Source organism: Aquimarina muelleri DSM 19832, assembly GCF_000430665.1.
Classification (GTDB): Bacteria; Bacteroidota; Bacteroidia; order Flavobacteriales; family Flavobacteriaceae; genus Aquimarina; species Aquimarina muelleri.
The window spans coordinates 1-21,201 of record NZ_AUML01000018.1; the positions used below are offsets into that span (position 1 = coordinate 1).

Sequence of the window (21,201 nt, forward strand, 5' to 3'; positions counted from 1 at the left end):
GGTCATTACTATAATAAAAACTCACGTGTCATCCCTATAAGAAATACTTGGTCATTGCTATAGTAAAAACTCACGTGTCCTCCTTATAGGAAATACTGGATACTAGATTTTATTGATCTATTTGTTCTCTATACACATAAGATTTACGACTTGAAAGCTATCTTTTTATGGTATTTGTAACTCTATTAATTATTTACATTAGTCGTTTGTAGTCGTTTAAAAATGACTACAAAGTGACCTTAAAATGATTTTTTTAGATCCTTTTGAAAAGATGATTTATAAATATTTTATATTGTTCTCTATTGGTAATATAAGGTTAGAACGATATATTTTTCAGTTTAGGATCAGTTGTTTTTCTATTGTATATGCAATGTATCCACAAAAGGTACTTCCTTTTACATATTTCAATTAGCTTAATTATTGAATATTTTGAATCATTACATATACTATTGTAACAAACTTCTATAGTCGGATGAAATAAATCTTATCGAAACTAAATGGTTGTTTGTTTATTATTCTTTATAAGCGATCTATATACCTGCCTCTTTTTAATAATGATTTTGAACTGCTTTAGTTTCTGATATTTATTTTATTAAGAATCACTGAATCTTCTTAGGTCGATTTCAAAATTGTATTTTTATATAGGATTCACAGGTAAGGATTATTCCGTTATGAAAACATTTAAAGAGATCTTTGTCGACCACTCTTTTTCTATGTTTTAATACTACCGTCTTAACCCGAAACCAATATCTATAATCAAAACGAAAGATAAGACCATTTTAACTTTAAAAATCCTATTTATACAGATCGTATTAAGAACATCAAAAAAGCCCCAATCGAATAATCAGGTATGATTATTTTTTAGTTCTCCATGACAGAATCTTTTGATTGTTGGAAAACAGGAAGGAATACAAAGGAGCAAAAGTGTACTATTTTTTAGAGCAATTAGAATTCTTTACGCATATCGCCTTCGTCTCTTTATTGGATGTTTTGGGTTACTTTGGGTTCATATCCGAACACATCGATGTGCAAATTTTGAACTGCTTTTTTTAGTTTTAGCCCGATACGGGGGTTTTTGTTTCTGGTTTTTTGTTTCATTTTTTTTATAGTTAAGAATTTATATTTGTGCATTGGGTTGTAACACTTCCGCATAGAATTGTTGTAATAAAGATGGGATCTGTAGTTTGCCAATACGTTGTTCACACTCACGAAACACCGTTAATCGAGGGCGCGCCTCTGCGGTGTCCTTTGCCTCGTTTCTTTTGAATTTTTGAATCTGACAGCGTACAATTTGTTGTAATTTCAGGGATGCCTTGTGCTTTTTTTGTGTTTCATACCAAGGTTTTGTGCCAGTAAATCCATTGGGATTTTTCGGGTCGAAATACAGGTGCGGCAGAGTGACAAAGCGTTTGTCGGGGTCTTTTTTGATATACTTTTCCACCAGAAGAATTCGATCTTTGTAGACCTGATGTACGTGTTCTATTCTGTTATCAGATACAGGTTCGTACCACTGGTAAAGCAACGTTTTAGCAATAGTACATTGCTTTTTGGTCAGCCAGGCATTCTTGTATAATTTTTCCTTTGCAAATTCCCACAGGGCATCGGCATGTTGCAATAGGAAAGCGTGGCGGGCAGCGTCTGAATGCTGGTTGTCAACCGCCCCAGTTTGCTGCGCCCTGATTTTTTCAGCGCTGGTGTGTTTCCCTTGCGCTGCATCATTTTTTGGCGCAACTTGCTCCCGCCATGCATCTTTCCTTTGTGCATCATTTTGAAATAGGTTTTTCCTTTGTGTTTTTTCTGCTTTTTTTTCTGCTTCAGTTTGCTTTTCCAAAACATTTTCCATCTGAGTTCCGTTTTGAAGCAGGTCTTTCCTTTGTGTTTTTTCTGCTTTTTCAGAATTCTGGTCGAGATTTCCTGTCCACAAATCGTTTAACTTATCCACAGCTATTATTCTATTATTTCTTTTATATGTAGTTTTATATGTATATGAATGCGGACATTTTGTACTTTTATTATTTGTAAATACTTGATTATCAGTATCTGATTTTTTCTCCTCTTGCTCCCGTTTTTTAGAGTTTTTAACACGTTCTAGCTCACTTATCCACAATATTTTGGGGTTTATGAACAGCTCATAACAGGAGTGGGAACCATGCCATACTTTTTTGGTCAGTATGCCCGATTCCAACAATCGGTCAATATGCCGTTGTATGGTTCTTCCACTAGCTTGTGTAATTTTAGCAAGCTGCATATTGTTGGTTCGAAGGGAAGGAAGGTTGTGTAAGTCCAGAGGTTGTACTTTATCCGACTTTATAAGAGAAACTCCATAAATCTTTATAATCTCTTTGGTGGTGGCAATCATGGATTGGCGAACCTTGGTTCCCATAGAGGGCTGTTCTTTATTAAATCGAAAAACAAATTGATCCAGTACTTGAAAAGAAACGGAATAGTCAATAATCATAAGAATGTTGGTGTTTATATCCTGAAAACAAGGCATAAGAATCCTGCAATCGCTCCAAAGCAATTGATTGTAGTATACCTTATGCCCAAAAGTTTTATTTGGTCAGGGCATCTTTTATAAGCTGTAATTTTTTAAAATAAATGGGAGTGGTAGTTGGACGAACCCTGCGTTTGCAAAGCTCTTTTACAGTACCCATGAGTTCCTTGTTTTCAGAATCGCTGATATGTAGTATTTTCATTTTCCCTGTTGGTTTTTTCTGGCGGTATATCGAATCGCGGTACACCCGTTTGCTCCCTCTAACTCTAATTCTAATTGCACTACCTTTTGTGCGCGCTCTTGTAATGCTTTTCTTTTTGCAAGGGCTTCCTCATTCATTGTAATGACCTGTTCCATCAAGGTATCCTGATTATAGGATCTTAAAACACCGCCTTTTAAAAACTTATAGACCGTGGGTTTGGTTAGTTTAGATCGTTTAATCAGTTCACTTGCAGGCTCTTTATAATAGATATAGAGCATTTCTACTTGTTTTTTAAAATCTTTTCTGGTGTACATTTTTTTACAATTTTATAGTTTCTATAAATTTTAGGTAAAAAATAGTTAAGTATTAGGTAGTTTTTGTATATATTTGTTTTAATGAAATTTACAAACCATACAAAAACACTAAAAAGTTAATTTTAAACCTTGAATCACCAAATATAGGTATAATATAGTTACATAATAACTAACCTATAACAAAAAGTATGTTGTTTTCATTAACTAATTAATAATCAATAGTTATTTGTAAATTATTAACGTGAATTTAATATGAAAGAGTTCGATATTGTAGATACCCAGCTACTCAAACTAGTGGATTATTTGATAGAAAAACATGAATCTACCCAAACTAATTTAGAATTTACCTCCTATTATTCTTTTGGATATAGGTTTTATTCCAACAATAAATACATTGTGGAACAAATGAAGGGAGATGGTAAAAAGGGAACCAAGAAAAAAAGTGCACCACATCTTTTGTTGATTAATATCGCCAGATATTTTAATGTGGATTTCAATTATTTCTATGATCTGGGGTATGCCCCAGAAGATGCCATCCGATCCGAGAAAGAGGCGTTGCCTTCTTCCAAAGAGGAATCTATAAAAGAGGTGTTTCAAGAAATGGATCGCAAGCTGGAACTCTTCAGAATGGAAAATAAACAGCGAAGAACAACAGAGCAAACAGAATACTATAAGGAAATAGAAGAAAAAATAGACCATATCAAAGAACAACTTCGTTTGTCTTTTTCCTTGCCTACAGTGCCAGAAAAAAGAAAAATGAGGATAGAGCTGTTTGACCATATTATACTACTGGGCTGGATGGCAATAGATAGCAAGCGTGTTGCTACACAACTGGAAAAAGAACAGGAACATACCACTAAAGAGATAGAAGCTTTAAAGATAGAAGTAGCGCAACTTAAAGAACATCGAGAAAAGCTGCATGCAGATTTGGCAGAAAGTAACCGTATGACTATCGAAGCACAGAAAGGGCAGACTGAAACTCTGAAAGCCCTATTGACAATAAAAAGTAATACGTAAAAGGAATCGTTGTATCCATTTGAATTTTCTCTAATAAGAGGAAGGCATATTGGTACAACGATATAAAGTCATATACAAATATAATGTCATGATACAATTACGTGACATTATATTTGTATATTAGCAGCATCAATAACAGTAATACGATATACATGAAATCAAAAAAAGAGGATTTTACAAAGCACAGTGAAGCCATAAACGAGCTGCTTTTCGAAGCCAAAGCAATGAAAGGCATCCATAGAATGACCTTGCATACCTGGAGAACAGAAGGGGTTCTGGAAGACAAACGAGATCCTGAAGCCACTACCAAATGGAGTTACTACAGTCCACTGGACGTTGTTTGGATTAGTATTCTAAATGAACTTAAAAAGTTACGGTTTACCCATGCAGAAATGAAAGCCTTTAAAGAGGTCTTGTTTGAAAAAATCAAAGCAGAGGATAACAACGAGTATCCTGCATTGGAATATTATACGCTTCGCGTTTTGCTCTATAATCAGCCTATCTATATCATTATTACCTATGCTACGGAAATGGATGCTATATGGATATTGGATGAAAAGGATTATTTCTCGAAGCTAGCTTCAGGGGAGATAGAAAACCATACGGCAATCCTATTGCACAAAGCGGTAAAATCCAATTTAGAATCCGTATACCAGCATCCTGACTTTAGTGATCTGGCAGGGTTGAATAAGGAAGAAATACAAATACTGCAAATACTCAGGAACAAAAACTTCCGAACCATCAAGATTCTGAAACGCAATGGAGAGATGGATGGTATCGAAGGAACAGAACGAATTGAGGATGTGGAAAGAATTGAAAAACTGCTCAAAGAAGGAGAATACCAGAATATAGAAATCAAACAACAAAACGGGAAGATCGTATCAGCCCACCGTACCATACGAACAAATTTTAAAAGAAAATAAGTAATCAAAGCAAGATGACCGCTACAAGTCATGCCTATTTCTCACTACTGCTTTAACCTACGCTACCATTGGAGAAGCAGCAATGAAGTATTAAAATGAATACAAATGAAATAGACAATAAGTTTATAGAATTAAAAGAATTAAGTGGTATCCTAAAAGCATCCAGCGTACGTGTTGCTATCAACTGGTGCAAGCAAATGGATATCCCAATTTTTGTAATAGCCAATAAAACACTAACCTATCGGTTTTTGGTAAACGCAGAATTAGACAAAAGGATAGTTTCCCTTTTTAAAAAACGCTATCCAGAGTATTGGGACAAATTATACCAATGCTATTTAAACAACGAAAGTGTGGAGTTCGCCATGACTCTGGAAACCAAAATGGAAAAGGCAAGAAATTTGGAAGTTTGCCCTAAATCTGAGTTTGCGAAGTCTTTCCTTGCCGATCCATCTTAAAAACATATCTAAAATGAGAAGAAAGAAATTACCTAAAAACAAACACAAAGGGCTTTTTATCTATTGTAGCAAGTGTTCTAAATATTTTTCCTGGACAAAGAAAACAGAAAAGGATAAGGTTTTAGAGCCTAGTTGCGGAGAAAGTGGAAACCGATTTTCTACGTGCAAGCATACAGCATGTCAAAAGTATAAAGTTCGTCTCCACCTTCCTGGCACCATAAAAGGAACTACCAGTAAAACATTGCCTGCCCTTTCTTACGATGAGGCAGTAATTCAGGCTATTGAATTTTCCAATAATTTTAATAAAGAAACATTTAATGTACCCAATACCCGTGTGGAGAAAAGAAGTTCTCGGATATATCTTTTAAATGCGCAATCTAATTATGTAGATCATCTGGCAGATGTGGGAGTTCCAGAGCATAAAAAGAAAAACAGGTCTTCTACCAATATAAAAACCCATATCCGATCGTTGAAATATTTCAATAAAGTTTTAGAAAGTAAAAAAATAGATGTTCGATTGCTTCCTGTGGATCGAATTGAAGATACCCACGTTGGTTATTTTCACCAGTATTTAGTCCGCGAATTCGGAAACAGATCCTATAACAGACACATGGGGCATTTAAAACTATTTTTTAATTGGATCATAGAACACCACCAACCGTATTTAAAAAACCCATTTATTGTGGTACGCAAACCAACAACTTCCAATAAAGAAACCATCACATCAGAGGAGTTTTATGCTCTTTTAGATCGTATTACCCCTGAAAATGGTATCTATGTTAGCCCCACAGCAAAAGTAAGACCAAGAACAAATTTTTATGCCCCTTTTCTTAAAGATGGTTTTTTATTGGCATTGCACACAGGAGGCAGAAGAGAGGAAATTGTTTCTCTAAAATGGAACATGATTAGAGAGAAAAATAATAGTCCTGTCTATATAGAGGTTGCCAATTTGAAAGTAGAAAGAATAAAAAAGGAAGAAGGACAGGATACGGTAGCTCCAAAAATAATCCCCGTAACTCAAGGCTTATTAGAAATCCTGATACAAATGGGGTATCTGGATAAAAAAGGAAGCGACGATTATATTTTATGCCCAGACAGAACCAGTTATAAAACACAGACACTTATGGAAAAATTATCGAAAGGGTTCAGTCACTATTATAAGCAATTAGAAACGGATAGAAATCTTCAATTCAAATGCCTGAGAAAAACCTATCTAACCTATTTGGAACAAGTAGCAAAAGGAGATACTAAATTGCTCTCTTCGCATACCAGTGATCAGGTGCTTCAAAAGCATTATATAGATGAAAGAGTGGTATCCAAAGCGATACAAGAGGTGCGGATTTTTGGTTGAAATACACAACCAAACCGTACTTTTATTCCGTACTTTTATTGAAATTGAAAAAGAAAATAGATTAAAAAAACGACATAGAATGTATTATAAATATTTGAATTTAAGTTAATTAAGTTGTAATTCCAAAAATAACACAAAGAAAACAACCCTGAGGTTCTCGAAGGGTAAAATACCAGAAGGTTGGACTTCGAGAACCTCAGTCCACAAAAATTCTGATACTCCTGAAGGGTAAATCTGTAGAAAGACTCAGCTAACACGAAGAAATCGTTAGCTATGTTGTCGAAAGAGTCAGCTAACACGAAGAAATTGTTAGCTATGTTGTCGAAAGAGTTAGCTATCACGAGGAAACCGTTAACTATGTTGTCGAAATCCTCAGCTAACACGAGGAAATTGTTAACTATGTTGTCGAAATGTATCACAGGGAGCTTGTCGAAGTGCTATTGAAATTGTTAGCTATAAGTAGTGTTGGTAGTATTTACTAAAATATTTCTATTCTTTTTTATAAAAACAACCCCTGTATACGGATATCCGTAATCCTATTTCTAAAAAGTAATTTACTTTAGAGCTTTAAAAATTTATAGGTACTTATATTTTTAATAAGTAAAGGATATGGGTATCTTGGTAACTATATAATGTTGTTACCACCAATACGAAAAAACCATATGAACCAATTAGAATTTGATGAATTTCTCAGGTCTGTTTCAATAAGTAAAAACAACACATACTCTCTTTTATTGGGAGCAGGAAGCTCAATCAGTTCAGGTATTCCTTCTGCAAATGACTGTATATGGGACTGGAAAGGAACTATATATAAAAGTAATAATCCATCGACTGATGATTGGATAGATAATTTTAAAAATCCAAAGGTTCAAAGCACCATTCAATCATGGTTAGATAATCAAGGAAATTATGTTGAAAATGGTTGTAATGAAGAGTATTCTTTTTATGCAAAAAAATGTTTTCCAATTGACAAAAACAGAAGCCAATATTTCCAAAAAATATGTTCAAATATAAAACCTGCAATTGGATATCGTACAATTCCTTTGCTAGTTAAACATGGAATATTAGATTCTGTATGGACAACTAATTTTGACGATTTATTAATGAATTCATGCGTCTTAGGTGGTATACAAGGTTTAGAAATATCCCTAGGGACAGTTGATAGAATAAACCAAAGAACCCAAAGTAGAAATGAATTACCAATCATCAAACTTCATGGTGATTTTAAGTATGGTGACTTAAAAAATACAGATGAAGAATTAAAGGAACAGGACAAAACATTTAGAGAAAAACTTATAGAGTATGTAAAAGATAAACACCTAATTGTTCTAGGGTATAGCGGACGAGATTTGTCATTAATGAATACTTTAAAAGAAGCGTACTCACAATCAGGTGCTGGAATGCTATTTTGGTGTGGATACCAAAATAACACCAATCCTGAAGTTTCTAAATTAATTGACCACGTTAATAAGAATAATAGACAAGCCTTTTATATCCCAACAGATGGTTTTGATACTACAATGCTTAATATCACTAAATTAGTTGTTGATAGTGAAAAAAAATTAAAAGATGAACTAAACTCCGTTCAGCAATCAAAAAACGAAAATGATTCATTTACTCCCTTTAATTTAAAACCTGAGCGGATAAATAAAGTTTTAAAGAGTAACTGTTTCCCTTTAGAGTTTCCTGATGAAGTATTCGTATTTGACGCCCTATTAAATGAAAAACCTTGGGAAGCTGTAAATAATATTGCTTTAAAAAGAAATGATATATCTGCAATTCCATATCAAAATAAAATTTGGGCTTTTGGAACTTTAGAAACAATAAAGACAGCCTTTAAATCTGTAATATCAAGTGATATTGTAAGAAAACCATTAACTGATACAAGAATCTATCATTCAGGTATAAATTCGTTAATGCTATCTGCAATATGTAAGGTATTATCAGCATCAAAAGGGTTTAAAACAAATTATAGAAATAAAATTTGGTCATCACAGTATCAAAAAATTGCTAATCAAAAAGTATATAATGCGATAAAACTTTCATTAGAAAAAATAAAAGGTAAATTTTATTTAGTGCTTAATCCAAGTTTTGTATTAGAAAATGAGGAAGTCTCTAAAGATATAATTCAGCAAGTAGGAATAACATTTTATCATAAAATATGGAACAGTGAATTTAATGACTATGTTAAAAATTGGAGCTTAGTATTAATAACAGAGACTAAATATGACTTCCCTTTAAATTCTGCTAGTGGTTTTAACTTCAAAATTGGAAAGATTCCATTATTTACAAATATCTGTGACTTAAACAACAATTACACAAATACTCATAACGTACCATCAAAACATATTAGCCTCAAAGGTGTTCAGTTTAAGGAATCTTCGTTGCTTTTCTCAACGAAACATGGTGGTAAACATACATCTGACATTCATCCTATGAGAGGTCTCATTGAGAATAAACCTTTTGAAACAAACCTCAATACTTTCTTAAACTCTACAATACAATTAGGAATTATTTCCCCTGAAGAAGATTCTGTAGCATTATTCAACTTTCTATCTAAACAGAATCAAGAGATACAGAAATATAGCGAAAAAGATAATTACATTATAGACTTTAAAGGTTTTTACAAAACATATGGTTTAAGCCTAAATATTCCAGAACCAACTTCTTCTAACTGGGAAATTGTATCTGAACCAAAAAGTCATATTCTCAAAGAAAACATTCATGAAATTAAGAGAAATATTTGTGATAAAATCACAAAAATAACTGCGTCAGGAAATCAAAAAATTATAGTTATTTATATTCCAAAAAGATGGGATAGTTTTACTAGCTATCATGAAAATGGAGAGTCTTATGATTTACATGATTACGTAAAGGCATTTTGTGTAGAAAAACGAGTTACATCTCAATTTATTAGAGAGAAAACAATTAAAGATGTAAAACAAAGTTGCCAAATAAATTGGTGGTTGTCTTTATCTTATTTTGTTAAGTCATTAAGAACACCTTGGATATTAAGTAATACAGACAAAAAAACGGCTTTTGCCGGTATAGGATATAGTATTGATTCCAAGAAAGAAGATAAAGGCCACATTATTTTAGGCTGCAGCCATATTTACAGTTCTTCAGGAGAAGGTTTAAAATACAAATTATCAAAGATTAGTAATGATAAAATTCAATGGCGTCATAAAAAACCTCATTTAGGTTATGATGACGCTTATGAGTTTGGTAAGAATGTAATCAATCTTTTCTATGAATCAATGAACGAAATCCCAAAGAGAGTAGTAATTCATAAACGGACATTTTTTACTGATGATGAAAAGCAGGGGATTCTAGATAGTCTTTATGATAATATAAAAATTGAACTTGTAGACTTAGTCGAAATAAACTTAGAGGATGATATAAAATATGTTTCAAGTAAAATTAAAAATGGAAAAACTGAAATAGATGGCTATTCTGTCTCTAGAGGGACCTGTATTCAATTAAATGCTAGTGAAGCATTACTATGGGCTCACGGAGTTGTACCATCTGTCAAAAATCCTAAACTCAATTTCTACCCAGGAGGCAGATATATTCCTAAACCACTAAAAATAATCAAACATTATGGTACAGGAAGTTTAGAACAAATTGCCAATGAAATTTTAGGCCTTACAAAGATGAATTGGAATTCCTTAAATATGTACTCTCAATTGCCTGCAACAATTTCATCTTCAAATGATATCGCTAGAATCGGAAAACTGATTGAAAATAAAGAGAAAATAGAATATGACTATAGATATTTTATTTGAAATTGTAATCTCGGAAATAAGTACTAGCTACTAATAAATAAGCATATGGCATGCCGATAGGCCAGCGCTATATGCCTAGTTGAGGGATATGGGATTTGTAAATAAAGGGGGATCGAGAAGTTAGCAAGACATTTAGAGAGTCGCTTGCCTAGTTACAAAAAACCACAAGTAGTATCATCACTTATTCAAATAGGAAATTCAGGAAAATTTTTAAGATTCGAGTATCAGCAAACTTCCGAATGTTTAAAATTTTGGAAAAACTTTCCATGTAAAAAGTCTGATATAATCATAGAAAATAATGAAGATTCAAATATCGAATTAGTGGAAATAAAATAATAACATTGTGAAAGTACCACTGCTATATAAAAAACAAAGTTGCCCCTAAGGACAACAACGTTTATTATATTTACTATTAGCTACAAATTAAAAAAATGATTATTAAGTATCTTACCTATAGTATTTCTATAACTTTTATCTCTTGGATGGTTGGAATGATTGTTAATGCTTTTCTAAGTAAAAAAGAAAGCTATAAAAAATTATCAAATCTAAATTTGATAAAAAGCGAGACTATAAATAAAAGAATAGGACTTAAAGCTTTTAAATGGATTGTAAAAAATACATTTTTTAAATACTTCAATCCAAAACTTAAATTTAAAAAGAAAGTTGAAATAACGGATTTAAATGAAATACGAAAAGAAATGACATTTGCCGAAATAAGTCATTTCATCGGATTTGGTTTCGTAACTTTTTTTGTCGTAGCAAAATTAATTAAAGGCAATATTATATTTGGATTGATTTTTATGATAGTAAATGTTGTAATGAATTTATATCCTTCGCTATTGCAGCAAGAAAATAAAAGACGAATAGATAGATTAATTAAAAACTATAGGGAACACCAGTAGCAATTGCATAAGCTCATTATTTAGTATAAAACAACCGATAGTTTTAAAAGATTACTATTTTTATCAGAGATTAATAACAGGGCTGTCAGGCTCTACTTGCTAGGGAATTAAAAAATACACACAAAATTATTGGAAAACAAAATAGAAATTATTGAAACTATCGGAAAGATTGTTGTTTTTATAATGCTACTTCTTTCTGTTTTTCTTTTTACGGTTAAAACAAAAAATAAACTGCCTAATAGAGTTTTTGGTATCTATTTACTGGTCATCGCATTTGACTTAATTGGTTTTTTTACCAACAAGACTTTAGATTACCCTTACCTGCATATTTTAAAAGTTTCGTCTAGTTTATTACAATTACCCTTGTTTTATCTCTATGTATTATCCGCTTGCTATTCTAATTTTAAGATTAAAAAAACACACATTCTTCATTTTCTGTTATTCCTTGCTATTTTTTACATAACAAACTTCTCAAAGCAAAGTTTAGTACTTTATGAAATAGTAGGAGAACTACAATACATTATCTACATCGTTGCAGTTTTTATAGTCCTAAAAAAATATAAAACTGTATTTCTTGAAAATTATTCCAATGCGAATAATACTATGTATAAGTGGTTGTTTCAGATTACAGTGCACATTCATTTGTGATTTTAAGATGGTATTTGTCATATTCTGTATTTCAAGAATATGTTCTAAATATTAATATCCTGATAAGTATTTAAAAGAGTAATTACATAAAATTTACGATAACGCTTTTTTATAAGTACACAAGATGTGGTTTGCTGAACAGTTACAAAATGTCTATTTAAAACGTTTTTATAAAATCTAGTTTCCAGAAAATTGTACTATTACCGTTGTCAATATCCATTTTTTCGTAGAATTGAATATGAACATTATTAATGCACACAGAACGAATATCATATACATCGAAAGGAATTTCTTCAACAGGTTCAATGGAATATGCCCAATTTTTTCCTGTTGCGTAATGATATTCTAATAAAGTTTCTTCTATACTCATTTTTGTTATATCTATTACCTTAGATAAGTTAACGTATAGCAATCTTATAAATTGTTTTTTAAAGATGTTTTAAAATTAAAAAACAAGCTATTAAAAGATGCTATGTAATTAAGTTTGATAATCAAAATATCAGGTTCATTACAACAAAATATGGAGTGTCTAATATCTGTGATTTCGAAAAAAAAATAGAAAAACAGTAAAATTCGGCTTACTTCCAATACGAATGAATAGGTTGAACTATCGATTGTACATCTGATCATGGATTCATTACGTTTTCTTGTTTATATAGCTATATAAGCGAAGTACCTCCATCAACTATAAGCGTTTGTCCCGTTCCATAATTTTGCTCTAATAAATAAACAAAAGATTTTGCAACGTCTTCGGCATAACCGACTCTTTGAACTGGAAGACTTTTAGCAATAGTTGTATACATCATTTCTCGGTCACTCTCCGCCATATTACTCCAAAGTTCAGTTTTTACCATTCCTGGGGCTAATTCTATTGCCATCGCTCTAGTAAAACCTTCTATTGCGGCACAAACACTTGCGCCTAAAGCCCAGCCTTTATTAGGACGATTGCTTGCAATGCCACTAGTCAAGGTAATAGACCCTGTTGTTTTAATAAATGGTATCGAATATTTTACTGCTGTATATGAACCCCAGTAACGAACATTGAAAAAATTCTGTGCAGCCTCTAATGTAATATCTGCAACATTTTTAATGACTAAGCTTTCACCTGCCGTAAAAACCAGATGATCAAATGAACCAATTTTTTCAAATAGCTTTTTTACCTGATTTTCGTTTGTTATGTCTATAGCGTAACCTTTACTTTGGTTTGGGAGCTTTTTCAAAGCATTGTCTATGCGTTTTTGATTGCTTGAAACAATTATTACAATTGCTCCATTTTTTGGATGCACTTAGTCGGTGCTTGAATGAGGTCGAAAGGTCTTTGGATGCATTTAGTTGGTAACTAGATGGGATTAAGTAGTTTTAATGTGTGTTATCTGATGTAAGTGTTTTATGTTATGAATAAGAATCAGCATTATTTAGAAATCATATTTTTTCTCAATTGCATAACGTAGTAATTCACCTTTGCCATGCAGATCTAATTTTCGGATAATATTTTTACGATGTGTTTCAATAGTAGAAACTGAGTTAAATCGTATCGCAGCAATTTCAGATGAGGTTTTTCCTTGTCCTATAAGTGTTAAAATCTCTCGCTCGCTTTTGGATAAAATTTGTTTTTTAGCAAGTTGTTTTACTTCGCCCAAAAAAAGAGAAGGGTCGATAGCAGCATCAAAATAGGTTTCTCCTTTTGCTACTTGTTGGATTGCTGTTAAAACTTCTTCTAAAGGAGAGTTTTTTAAAATATATCCAGATGCTCCTGCATCGATCATTTGTCGAACGGCATCTTCTTGATCAAACATAGAAAATGCGATAACTTTGCTGTGCGGAAGTTCTTTTTTAATAATTCTGGTTGCCGCTATACCATCGATTTTTGGCATTCTAATGTCGGTTAATATTACTTTTGGTCGTTTTAAACGAACAATTTTTAATAATTCTTCCCCATCATTTGCCATACCTACAATGCTAATTTCTTTTTCGTACTTAAGAAGCAGTTCTACACCATCTATTAACGATTGGTGATCTTCAGCAATTGCAATAGTTATCATATAGGTATGTTTATTATAATGTTAGTTCCTTTTCCTATGGTAGAATCGATCTCAAAAGTACCTTCCAGATGTTCTATACGTTTTTCTGTATTTGCCAGTCCCATTCCTTCTTTTTTAGGCAATACTTTAGCATCAAATCCCTTACCGTTATCCTCTACAATAATATTTAAAAGCGAATCATGATTGGTTAGGGATATATGTATTTCGGTAGCTTTAGCATGTTTAATGGCGTTGGTAATCAATTCTTGTATCATTCTAAAGATCGTAATTTCTAAGGCGTTATCCAATCGTTGTTCTAGTCCATAATCTTGTACTTCTACGAGTAAATTGCTATTAGATACTTTTTTAGCCAGATTTTTAATAGCAAGCAGTAATCCTTGGTTTGCCATTACACCACTATTTTTTTCATGTGCAATGGTTCTTACTTTTTGATATGCTTCCTCTAATAAAGTATTTGTTTTAGAGTATAGTTCCTCAATATTCTGGATTTTAGGATTGTCTTTATTGTTTCGTAAATGCTGAAAATGAAGTTTTATGGTAGCAAGGGTACTCCCCAGATTATCATGTAAATCATTGGCAAGACGTTGCCGTTCTTTTTCTTGCCCCGATATCATCGCATCAATAGCAGATAATTCTTGCTCTTTTAATAATTTTTCTGTTTTTTGGAGTTCTATTTCGTGTTGTTGTTCTACTATATGTTGTTTACGTTTACTGTTTTTATAGACTAAAAAAGCGATGACTAAACCAATAACAATAAAAGAAATAGCACCAATGAATAGATTGCGATTACGTACTCTGTTAGCCTCAGATTTTAAGTTGATATTAAGGAGTTGGACTATCTTTTTTTCTTTTTCTGTGGTTTTTAATTGAATTTCTAATTTAGAATTTTGTAGTGTATTTTTTCTATAATCTAAATCATATTCAATTTCTAAAGATTTTTTAAGTGCATCATAGGCTTCTTTATATCGATGTAATTTCTCCAGGTTTTTGGATTGATATCGAAGTAAATAAAACATACTTTTTAGTGTATCCGAGTTATTCTTATACTTTTCGGCTTTATTGATACTGTGTAAAGCCATAGCATATTTTTTTTCTTTTGCATGTACCTCTGATAACCGAATTAAAGATTTAAAAACTAAATGTTTATTAAAAGGTTGGTTTAAGTTTTTTTGAATAATATCCTGATAATAAAATACAGATGAATCCTTTTGGTTTAAAACTTCAAACTTATAAGCTTTTTGTATATCAAATCTAGATAGACATTGGTCGTTAAATTTGTTTAAATTAGATAGCCTCTCAAGCTTTTTTATTTTGTCAAAAAATCTGTTGTTCAGATCTTTTGACTTGGTATAAAAAATGATTTCATATAATATTATCCAAAAATGATCAATTGGTTGATCTGCTATAGTACTGTATTCTTTTAAGTACTTTTTATAAAGGTCATTGCTTTGTAATATTTCTTGACGATAGAATTCTAAGATCGCTAATAAACATACTTTTCTTAATTCTATATTTTCTAGTTCTAAAGAAGATTGATATGCTTTTGAAAAGTAATTAAACGCTTTAGAATTATTTGAATTAGTATACAGACTAATATACCCTAGATTTAAAAATGATATACTACTCATAACGCGATTAGAAATAGTATCAACTTCTAAGGGGTTTACTTTTTTAGAAGCATAATCATCTCGATAATATAATATTTCGGCAAGATCATTAAGTAAAGAAGCCACTTGCTCATTTTTAATATACTTGGTATGATATTTAGCATTTTTATATTCTAATTGTTTTAGATTTTGAAAATAAGTGTAGTAAGCTGTGTCTTTCTCTTTAATAGTTGTAGAACCATACAAAGTAACACAGCTTAAAATGAATACTATATTTAATATAAGTTTATTCAAAAATAATTTTATTATAGCCTGGTATACAGGAACCCCAAGGAGCAGCAGGTTTTTCATCATACGTAGGCATTATAAGAGCTGCTTTAGGATCTTTATGTAATTTTTTAGTTTGATTATAAAAAAGACCACTTCTATTATAAGTCTCGCTATCAAATACTTGGTTTTTAACTGCATGAGGCTCATTTGCAGGAAACTTTCCGTCATTAGATGTTGAATGATGTAGAGGTCTTAATTTTCTGTTTACTCTTAAGTAAATATTTTTATGTTTCTCTTTGTTTATTTGTAAATCAACTTTTACCGGATATGGTTTAAAACTCTCTTCTAAACCTTTAACTGTAATGTCAAAATTTAAACACTGTAGATCACTTATTGTACCATCCATATTTAGAACACGAAAATTTTTATATTCAATTTTATCTTTTTCAATATCAACAATTCCTAAATTAATTTCACCACTATAATTAACCAACATAAATTCGGCAGCTTCTACTGTACAGGATTTATTAATACGATCAAGATTTGATGTTTTAAATTTCACAAAAATTCCAAAGAAAGTTCCGTATAATTGACTGGCATAAACAAATTGATACCTTTTATCAGGTATGATTTTTTCAGATTTGTTTTTCGGTATTTTAATATCATAGCTTTCACTAAAATTAATAGTCCCCGTTAGTTCAAAATTCATAATAATTTATTTTAGTTATTTAGTTATACCTCAAAACTCTCAAAAAAAAGAGTAGGATTCCATACCCAACACAGGGTATTTTCCTTGTATCAGGTATAAATACTAAAGGGAAATAGGATTAAGCATCCTAAGATATTAATCCAAAAAATAATTATTTTGACAGAAAACTAGGGGTGTATATGGTTTACTCAGGTTGTAAATACGTTTTTAATACAAAAAGCAACAAAATAAAGATAATAAAACCTACGAGAATAAAGATGCTGCCCTTATAATATTTGCGATGTAGTTGGATGTCTTTTCGGTAGCTAAAGATCATTAAAATAATAAAAGCTACTACAAAAATTCCTGCAAATACTAACTGACCTTGACTAAACATATTTTGCTATTTTTACGGCAAAGATAATCTATAAAAATATATTGATGAAAGATAAAATTGCAGCAGTACAAGAATTTCATACCTCATTCAAGATAGGATATAAAAATGAACCAATTGCAGATTTGGGAGAGGCGAAAAATATGCTTCGATTTAACTTAATGAAAGAAGAAAACGAAGAATATCTGGAAGCTGCTCAAGATAACGACTTGGTAGAGGTGGCAGATGCATTAGGAGATATGTTATATATTTTATGTGGCACCATTATCGAACATGGTATGCAGCACAAAATAGAAGAAGTGTTTAATGAGATTCAGCGTAGTAATATGAGTAAGCTAGGAGAGGACGGACAGCCAATTTACAGAGAAGATGGTAAAGTGCTAAAAGGACCTAAATATTTTAAACCAAACATAAAGGAGATATTAGATCGATAAATAAACAAAAACTCCTGAAAAATATTTTTTCAGGAGTTTTTGTTTTATAATATAGCATTTAGATCTCTTAAACCTTATACCTCCATCCAAAAGAATCTTCAGATTTATTGTATTGTATATCCATTAATGCTTTTTTGAAATAAGAAGCATAGGAGTTTTCTTGTTTAGCAAGCTCATAATTTTTTCCTTGATATCCAAAAGCTTTAATAGGACTAACTACTGCTGCAGTTCCTGCTCCAAAAATTTCTTTTAAACTACCATTTTTTGCAGCTTCTACAATTTCACTAACCTTTACAGGTCGCACGTCTACTTTATAGCCTTCTTTTTCAGCAATAGTAATTAAACTTTTACGAGTAATACCATCCAGAATACGATCACTAACAGGAGCAGTAAGCAAGATGTCGTTTACTCTAAAAAAGACATTCATTGTTCCGGCTTCTTCCATATACTCGTGTGTATTAGAGTCTGTCCAGATTATTTGTTGGTATCCTTCTTTTTTCGCAAGGTTAGTAGGATAAAATTGCCCTGCATAGTTTCCTGCAGCTTTTGCATACCCAAAACCACCACTGGCAGAACGACTAAATTTTTCGGCAACCAAAACACTCACATCTCCACTATAATAAGATTGTGCAGGAGAGCATATAATCATAAATTTATACTCATCTGCTTCAGATGCAGATACACTAGCTTGGGTAGCAATAACAAATGGACGAATGTATAAAGAGTTTCCAAAACCTGATTTAATCCAATCGTTATCTAATTTTAACAAAGCATTTAGTCCCTCAAAAAAATAATCTTTAGGAAATTCTGGTATTGCTAAACGTTCAGAAGACTTATTAATACGATTAAAATTTTCATCAGGTCTAAATAAAAAGGTGTCCCCATTATCATCTTTATACGCTTTCATTCCTTCAAAAACAGCCTGCCCATAATGAAAAACACGAGCAGAAGGATCTAGTGTTAGTGGACCATAAGGAATTATTTTTGGACTTTGCCATTCTCCATTTGCATAGTCACAGACGAACATGTGGTCGGTGAATATTTTTCCGAAATTAAGGTTTTCAAAATCTACTTGTCCTATTTTAGACTCCTTTACGGTATTAATTTCTAAGGTTTGAGAAATTATGTTTTTCATCCTTTCTAAATTTAAAAGATAGCAATACTAGGCTATCCTGAGTTCATTATCCTATATTTTGTCTGAAAATGAAGGTGATAACTAACACCTTTTAAAATTCATTGTAAAAATACCTTTTTCTTGTAAAATAGGAATTGTATAAATGTTTAATTTTACAAAACATAAGAATAATCAAAGATGATGAAAAAATACACGCCATTTTTTATAGGATTACTGTTACTTTTTAGCTGTAATGACTCTGTTAAAAAAGAAACTTCTTCAACTATCACCACCAATATAGAAGATAATTACAAGAGTTTTGGAAACAAAATTATTGTAGATGAGATAGATGATATCAAAGTTGTAACCAATAAATATAAAGATTTAAAGGAAGGGGATACTCTAGCAATTACTTTTTCTAGTACTGTAAAATCGGTATGCAAAGCTAAAGGTTGTTGGATGAGAGTTACTTTGGATAAGGATACAGAAACTATGGTGAAATTTAAAGATTATGGTTTTTTTGTGCCAAAAGATATAGAAAATGACACTGTAGTAATCCAAGGTAAAGCATTTGTAAGCGAAGTTTCTGTGGAAGAGCAACGTCATTTTGCCAGTGATGCAGGAAAAACAGAAGAAGAAATAGCTAATATTACTGTTCCAAAAAAAACATACTCTTTTATTGCTAATGGTGTTTTGATAAAAAAATAATGAAGGATAGCATAAAACGTGAAATAGTTATTACTGCAGATGGATCAAAAACTATTCATTTGCCAGAATTGGAAGAACAGTACCATTCTAAGCATGGAGCAATTAATGAGGCAAAACATGTATTTATAAAAAGTGGTCTACATCATGTTTTAGACAAAAATAACCCCAATATTATTCATATTCTGGAAATTGGTTTAGGAACAGGGCTAAATGCTTTTATAACTTTTTTAGAAGCAGAACAAAATAACTTATCTGTTGATTATGTTGGAGTAGAGGCGTACCCAGTTTCTATAGAAGAGGCGATGCTTATGAAATATCCAGAAGCACTTTTGGTAAAGAATAGAGAATCTGATTTTGAAAGAATGCATCAATCTATGTGGGAACAACCTGCCAAAATTAATTCCAATTTTAATCTTACTAAGCGTAAACAGTTCTTTGTAGATATAATAGATCAAAATCAATATGATTTGATCTATTTTGATGCTTTTGGAGCTAGGGTACAACCAGAACTGTGGACTTCAGAAATTTTTAAAAAAATGTATGATGCACTTCGAATAAAAGGTGTCTTGGTTACATATGCAGCTAAAGGAAGTGTTCGAAGAGCAATGTTAGAAGTAGGTTTTAAAGTAGAAAGGCTTCCTGGCCCCCCAGGAAAACGTGAGATGCTTAGAGCAACTAAGAATGATATAAACGATTGTTAAACCTATAATAAAGAAATAGATTTTGTTGTAACAGGATATTTTTTGTCTTAAGTTTAATCACTGATAGAGGTTTTTATAAACCTTATGATTGCCTTAAGAACAAAATATATTTTTAGAAACATACCTCGTAATTTTGCTTTGGGGGTGTGAATGAAAATTCAATAAAAAAACAGATGAAAGTTTTAATTACTGGTGCAACAGGTTTGATAGGTAAGGAAATAGTAAAACTATGTCATCAATCTAATATAGATGTAAATTACCTAACTACAAGTACATCCAAAATAGATTCTAAACCAAATTATAGAGGTTATTTTTGGGATCCAAAAAAAAGAGAATTGGATGCAGAATGTTTTGATGAAGTAGAAGTTATTATAAACCTTGTTGGAGCTACAGTTGCAAAAAGATGGACTTCTTCTTATAAAAAAGAAATACTAGAAAGCAGGACAGGTACCGCTTCTCTTATTTTAGAATCCTTAAAAAACACAAAGCACTCTATTCGGCATATTGTTTCGGCAAGTGCAGTAGGTGTGTATCCTAATTCTTTTCAAAACTATTATACAGAAGATGTATCTGAGCAAGATTCTGGGTTTTTAGCAGAAGTAGTTACCCAGTGGGAAAATGCTGTTTTGCAATTCGAAACCTTGGGTATAGGTGTAAGTTTATTACGTATAGGACTTGTATTATCTGCCAGAGGAGGAGCATTTCCTAAAATAACAAAGCCTATACAAATAAAACTAGGAGCTTGTTTTGGTAGTGGTAAGCAATGGCAAAGCTGGATTCATATTCATGATTTGGCTCGTATGTTCTTGTTTGTTATTGAAGAAGAACTAACAGGTGTTTTTAACGCCGTAGCCCCTAATCCTGTTTCTAATGAAAAACTTACATATATAATAGCAGAAAAACTAAATGAAAAAATAATATTACCTAATATACCTAAATTTCTAATGAAACTTATACTAGGAGAGATGCACAATATTTTGTTTTCTAGCCAACGTGTATGTAATGACAAGATTTCTACAGCAGGATTTATTTTTGATTATGATAATATAAGATCTGCAGTAGATGTGCTTATTGAGGATTTTAAAAAGTAATATTAATAAAAGAGAGTGTCTGATTTTTCAAACACCCTCCTTAAAAAGATAGAACAGCTCT

At 31.7% G+C, this 21,201-nt stretch carries 19 protein-coding genes; 10 read left to right on the plus strand and 9 right to left on the minus strand.

The window, feature by feature from the left end; genetic code table 11:
- Positions 1-1,117: 1,117 nt before the first annotated feature.
- The 3 genes from H527_RS0108655 to H527_RS0108660 all read right to left on the minus strand — a co-directional run bounded on the left by H527_RS0108655 (position 1,118) and on the right by H527_RS0108660 (position 3,010).
- Positions 1,118-2,458: a hypothetical protein gene (locus H527_RS0108655; protein WP_155837841.1), complete on the minus strand. Its 1,341-nt coding sequence runs from the start codon at positions 2,456-2,458 to the stop codon at positions 1,118-1,120.
- A 94-nt stretch (positions 2,459-2,552) separates the two neighbouring features.
- Positions 2,553-2,696 carry a hypothetical protein gene (locus H527_RS23910; RefSeq protein ID WP_155837842.1) on the minus strand — a complete coding sequence of 48 codons (144 nt, stop codon included), beginning with the start codon at positions 2,694-2,696 and terminating at the stop codon, positions 2,553-2,555.
- The gene (locus H527_RS0108660; protein WP_027412341.1) at positions 2,693-3,010 is read right to left on the minus strand and encodes a hypothetical protein; all 318 of its coding nucleotides are present in this window, start codon (positions 3,008-3,010) and stop codon (positions 2,693-2,695) included. The genes H527_RS23910 and H527_RS0108660 overlap by 4 nt, the downstream gene beginning before the upstream one ends.
- Positions 3,011-3,262: 252 nt before the next feature.
- On the opposite strand from H527_RS0108660, the gene H527_RS0108665 reads away from it, so the two are divergent.
- The 6 genes from H527_RS0108665 to H527_RS0108690 all read left to right on the plus strand — a co-directional run bounded on the left by H527_RS0108665 (position 3,263) and on the right by H527_RS0108690 (position 11,443).
- Complete coding sequence (locus H527_RS0108665) at positions 3,263-4,027, plus strand: hypothetical protein (RefSeq protein WP_027412342.1); 765 nt, start codon at positions 3,263-3,265, stop codon at positions 4,025-4,027.
- Positions 4,028-4,140: 113 nt separating this feature from the next.
- Positions 4,141-4,950 carry a MerR family transcriptional regulator gene (locus tag H527_RS23915; RefSeq protein ID WP_155837843.1) on the plus strand — a complete coding sequence of 270 codons (810 nt, stop codon included), beginning with the start codon at positions 4,141-4,143 and terminating at the stop codon, positions 4,948-4,950.
- Between the two features lie 95 nt (positions 4,951-5,045).
- Positions 5,046-5,405: a hypothetical protein gene (locus H527_RS0108675; RefSeq protein WP_027412344.1), complete on the plus strand. Its 360-nt coding sequence runs from the start codon at positions 5,046-5,048 to the stop codon at positions 5,403-5,405.
- A gap of 13 nt (positions 5,406-5,418) precedes the next feature.
- Positions 5,419-6,756 (plus strand): site-specific integrase, encoded by a 1,338-nt coding sequence (locus H527_RS0108680; protein ID WP_027412345.1) that lies wholly within the window; start codon positions 5,419-5,421, stop codon positions 6,754-6,756.
- Positions 6,757-7,418: 662 nt separating this feature from the next.
- A complete protein-coding gene (locus H527_RS0108685; protein ID WP_027412346.1) occupies positions 7,419-10,541 on the plus strand; it encodes an SIR2 family protein in 3,123 nt (1,040 codons plus the stop codon).
- A gap of 431 nt (positions 10,542-10,972) precedes the next feature.
- Entirely contained in the window at positions 10,973-11,443 is a 471-nt protein-coding gene (locus tag H527_RS0108690; protein WP_027412347.1) for a glycosyl-4,4'-diaponeurosporenoate acyltransferase CrtO family protein, read from the plus strand.
- 805 nt (positions 11,444-12,248) lie between these two features.
- Here H527_RS0108690 and H527_RS0108700 read toward each other — a convergent pair.
- From H527_RS0108700 to H527_RS0108720, 5 genes are all read right to left on the minus strand, one after another.
- Positions 12,249-12,461, minus strand: coding sequence for a hypothetical protein (locus H527_RS0108700; RefSeq protein ID WP_155837844.1), 213 nt, complete (start codon positions 12,459-12,461; stop codon positions 12,249-12,251).
- Positions 12,462-12,750: 289 nt separating this feature from the next.
- Entirely contained in the window at positions 12,751-13,377 is a 627-nt protein-coding gene (locus H527_RS21730; RefSeq protein ID WP_051316702.1) for an SDR family oxidoreductase, read from the minus strand.
- A 129-nt stretch (positions 13,378-13,506) separates the two neighbouring features.
- The gene (locus H527_RS0108710; RefSeq protein ID WP_027412349.1) at positions 13,507-14,133 is read right to left on the minus strand and encodes a response regulator; all 627 of its coding nucleotides are present in this window, start codon (positions 14,131-14,133) and stop codon (positions 13,507-13,509) included.
- Entirely contained in the window at positions 14,130-16,034 is a 1,905-nt protein-coding gene (locus H527_RS0108715) for a sensor histidine kinase (protein ID WP_035087714.1), read from the minus strand. Before H527_RS0108715 ends, H527_RS0108710 begins: the two co-directional genes overlap by 4 nt.
- Positions 16,027-16,719, minus strand: a complete 693-nt coding sequence (locus H527_RS0108720; RefSeq protein ID WP_027412351.1) for a hypothetical protein — start codon at positions 16,717-16,719, stop codon at positions 16,027-16,029. The genes H527_RS0108715 and H527_RS0108720 overlap by 8 nt, the downstream gene beginning before the upstream one ends.
- A gap of 420 nt (positions 16,720-17,139) precedes the next feature.
- Here H527_RS0108720 and H527_RS0108725 point away from each other — a divergent pair, with 420 nt between their 5' ends.
- The gene (locus H527_RS0108725; protein WP_027412352.1) at positions 17,140-17,526 is read left to right on the plus strand and encodes a pyrophosphohydrolase domain-containing protein; all 387 of its coding nucleotides are present in this window, start codon (positions 17,140-17,142) and stop codon (positions 17,524-17,526) included.
- 67 nt (positions 17,527-17,593) lie between these two features.
- Here H527_RS0108725 and H527_RS0108730 read toward each other — a convergent pair whose 3' ends face one another.
- Positions 17,594-18,661 carry a branched-chain amino acid aminotransferase gene (locus tag H527_RS0108730; RefSeq protein ID WP_027412353.1) on the minus strand — a complete coding sequence of 356 codons (1,068 nt, stop codon included), beginning with the start codon at positions 18,659-18,661 and terminating at the stop codon, positions 17,594-17,596.
- 180 nt (positions 18,662-18,841) lie between these two features.
- On the opposite strand from H527_RS0108730, the gene H527_RS0108735 reads away from it, so the two are divergent.
- The 3 genes from H527_RS0108735 to H527_RS0108745 all read left to right on the plus strand — a co-directional run bounded on the left by H527_RS0108735 (position 18,842) and on the right by H527_RS0108745 (position 21,140).
- Positions 18,842-19,348, plus strand: coding sequence for a DUF4920 domain-containing protein (locus H527_RS0108735; RefSeq protein WP_027412354.1), 507 nt, complete (start codon positions 18,842-18,844; stop codon positions 19,346-19,348).
- Between the two features lie 11 nt (positions 19,349-19,359).
- Positions 19,360-20,049 carry a tRNA (5-methylaminomethyl-2-thiouridine)(34)-methyltransferase MnmC2 gene (gene mnmC2, locus H527_RS0108740; protein ID WP_027412355.1) on the plus strand — a complete coding sequence of 230 codons (690 nt, stop codon included), beginning with the start codon at positions 19,360-19,362 and terminating at the stop codon, positions 20,047-20,049.
- Positions 20,050-20,222: 173 nt separating this feature from the next.
- Positions 20,223-21,140: a TIGR01777 family oxidoreductase gene (locus H527_RS0108745; RefSeq protein ID WP_027412356.1), complete on the plus strand. Its 918-nt coding sequence runs from the start codon at positions 20,223-20,225 to the stop codon at positions 21,138-21,140.
- The last annotated feature ends 61 nt before the right edge of the window (positions 21,141-21,201 follow it).

Excerpts from the sequence above, each read along its gene's own strand:
- H527_RS0108655 (WP_155837841.1), bottom strand. The coding sequence starts at position 2,458 with ATGATTATTGACTATTCCGTTTCTTTTCAAGTACTGGATCAATTTGTT.
- H527_RS23910 (WP_155837842.1), bottom strand. The coding sequence starts at position 2,696 with ATGAAAATACTACATATCAGCGATTCTGAAAACAAGGAACTCATGGGT.
- H527_RS0108660 (WP_027412341.1), bottom strand. The coding sequence starts at position 3,010 with ATGTACACCAGAAAAGATTTTAAAAAACAAGTAGAAATGCTCTATATC.
- H527_RS0108665 (WP_027412342.1), top strand. The coding sequence starts at position 3,263 with ATGAAAGAGTTCGATATTGTAGATACCCAGCTACTCAAACTAGTGGAT.
- H527_RS0108675 (WP_027412344.1), top strand. The coding sequence starts at position 5,046 with ATGAATACAAATGAAATAGACAATAAGTTTATAGAATTAAAAGAATTA.
- H527_RS0108680 (WP_027412345.1), top strand. The coding sequence starts at position 5,419 with ATGAGAAGAAAGAAATTACCTAAAAACAAACACAAAGGGCTTTTTATC.
- H527_RS0108685 (WP_027412346.1), top strand. The coding sequence starts at position 7,419 with ATGAACCAATTAGAATTTGATGAATTTCTCAGGTCTGTTTCAATAAGT.
- H527_RS0108690 (WP_027412347.1), top strand. The coding sequence starts at position 10,973 with ATGATTATTAAGTATCTTACCTATAGTATTTCTATAACTTTTATCTCT.
- H527_RS0108700 (WP_155837844.1), bottom strand. The coding sequence starts at position 12,461 with ATGAGTATAGAAGAAACTTTATTAGAATATCATTACGCAACAGGAAAA.
- H527_RS0108710 (WP_027412349.1), bottom strand. The coding sequence starts at position 14,133 with ATGATAACTATTGCAATTGCTGAAGATCACCAATCGTTAATAGATGGT.
- H527_RS0108720 (WP_027412351.1), bottom strand. The coding sequence starts at position 16,719 with ATGAATTTTGAACTAACGGGGACTATTAATTTTAGTGAAAGCTATGAT.
- H527_RS0108725 (WP_027412352.1), top strand. The coding sequence starts at position 17,140 with ATGAAAGATAAAATTGCAGCAGTACAAGAATTTCATACCTCATTCAAG.
- H527_RS0108730 (WP_027412353.1), bottom strand. The coding sequence starts at position 18,661 with ATGAAAAACATAATTTCTCAAACCTTAGAAATTAATACCGTAAAGGAG.
- H527_RS0108735 (WP_027412354.1), top strand. The coding sequence starts at position 18,842 with ATGAAAAAATACACGCCATTTTTTATAGGATTACTGTTACTTTTTAGC.
- H527_RS0108745 (WP_027412356.1), top strand. The coding sequence starts at position 20,223 with ATGAAAGTTTTAATTACTGGTGCAACAGGTTTGATAGGTAAGGAAATA.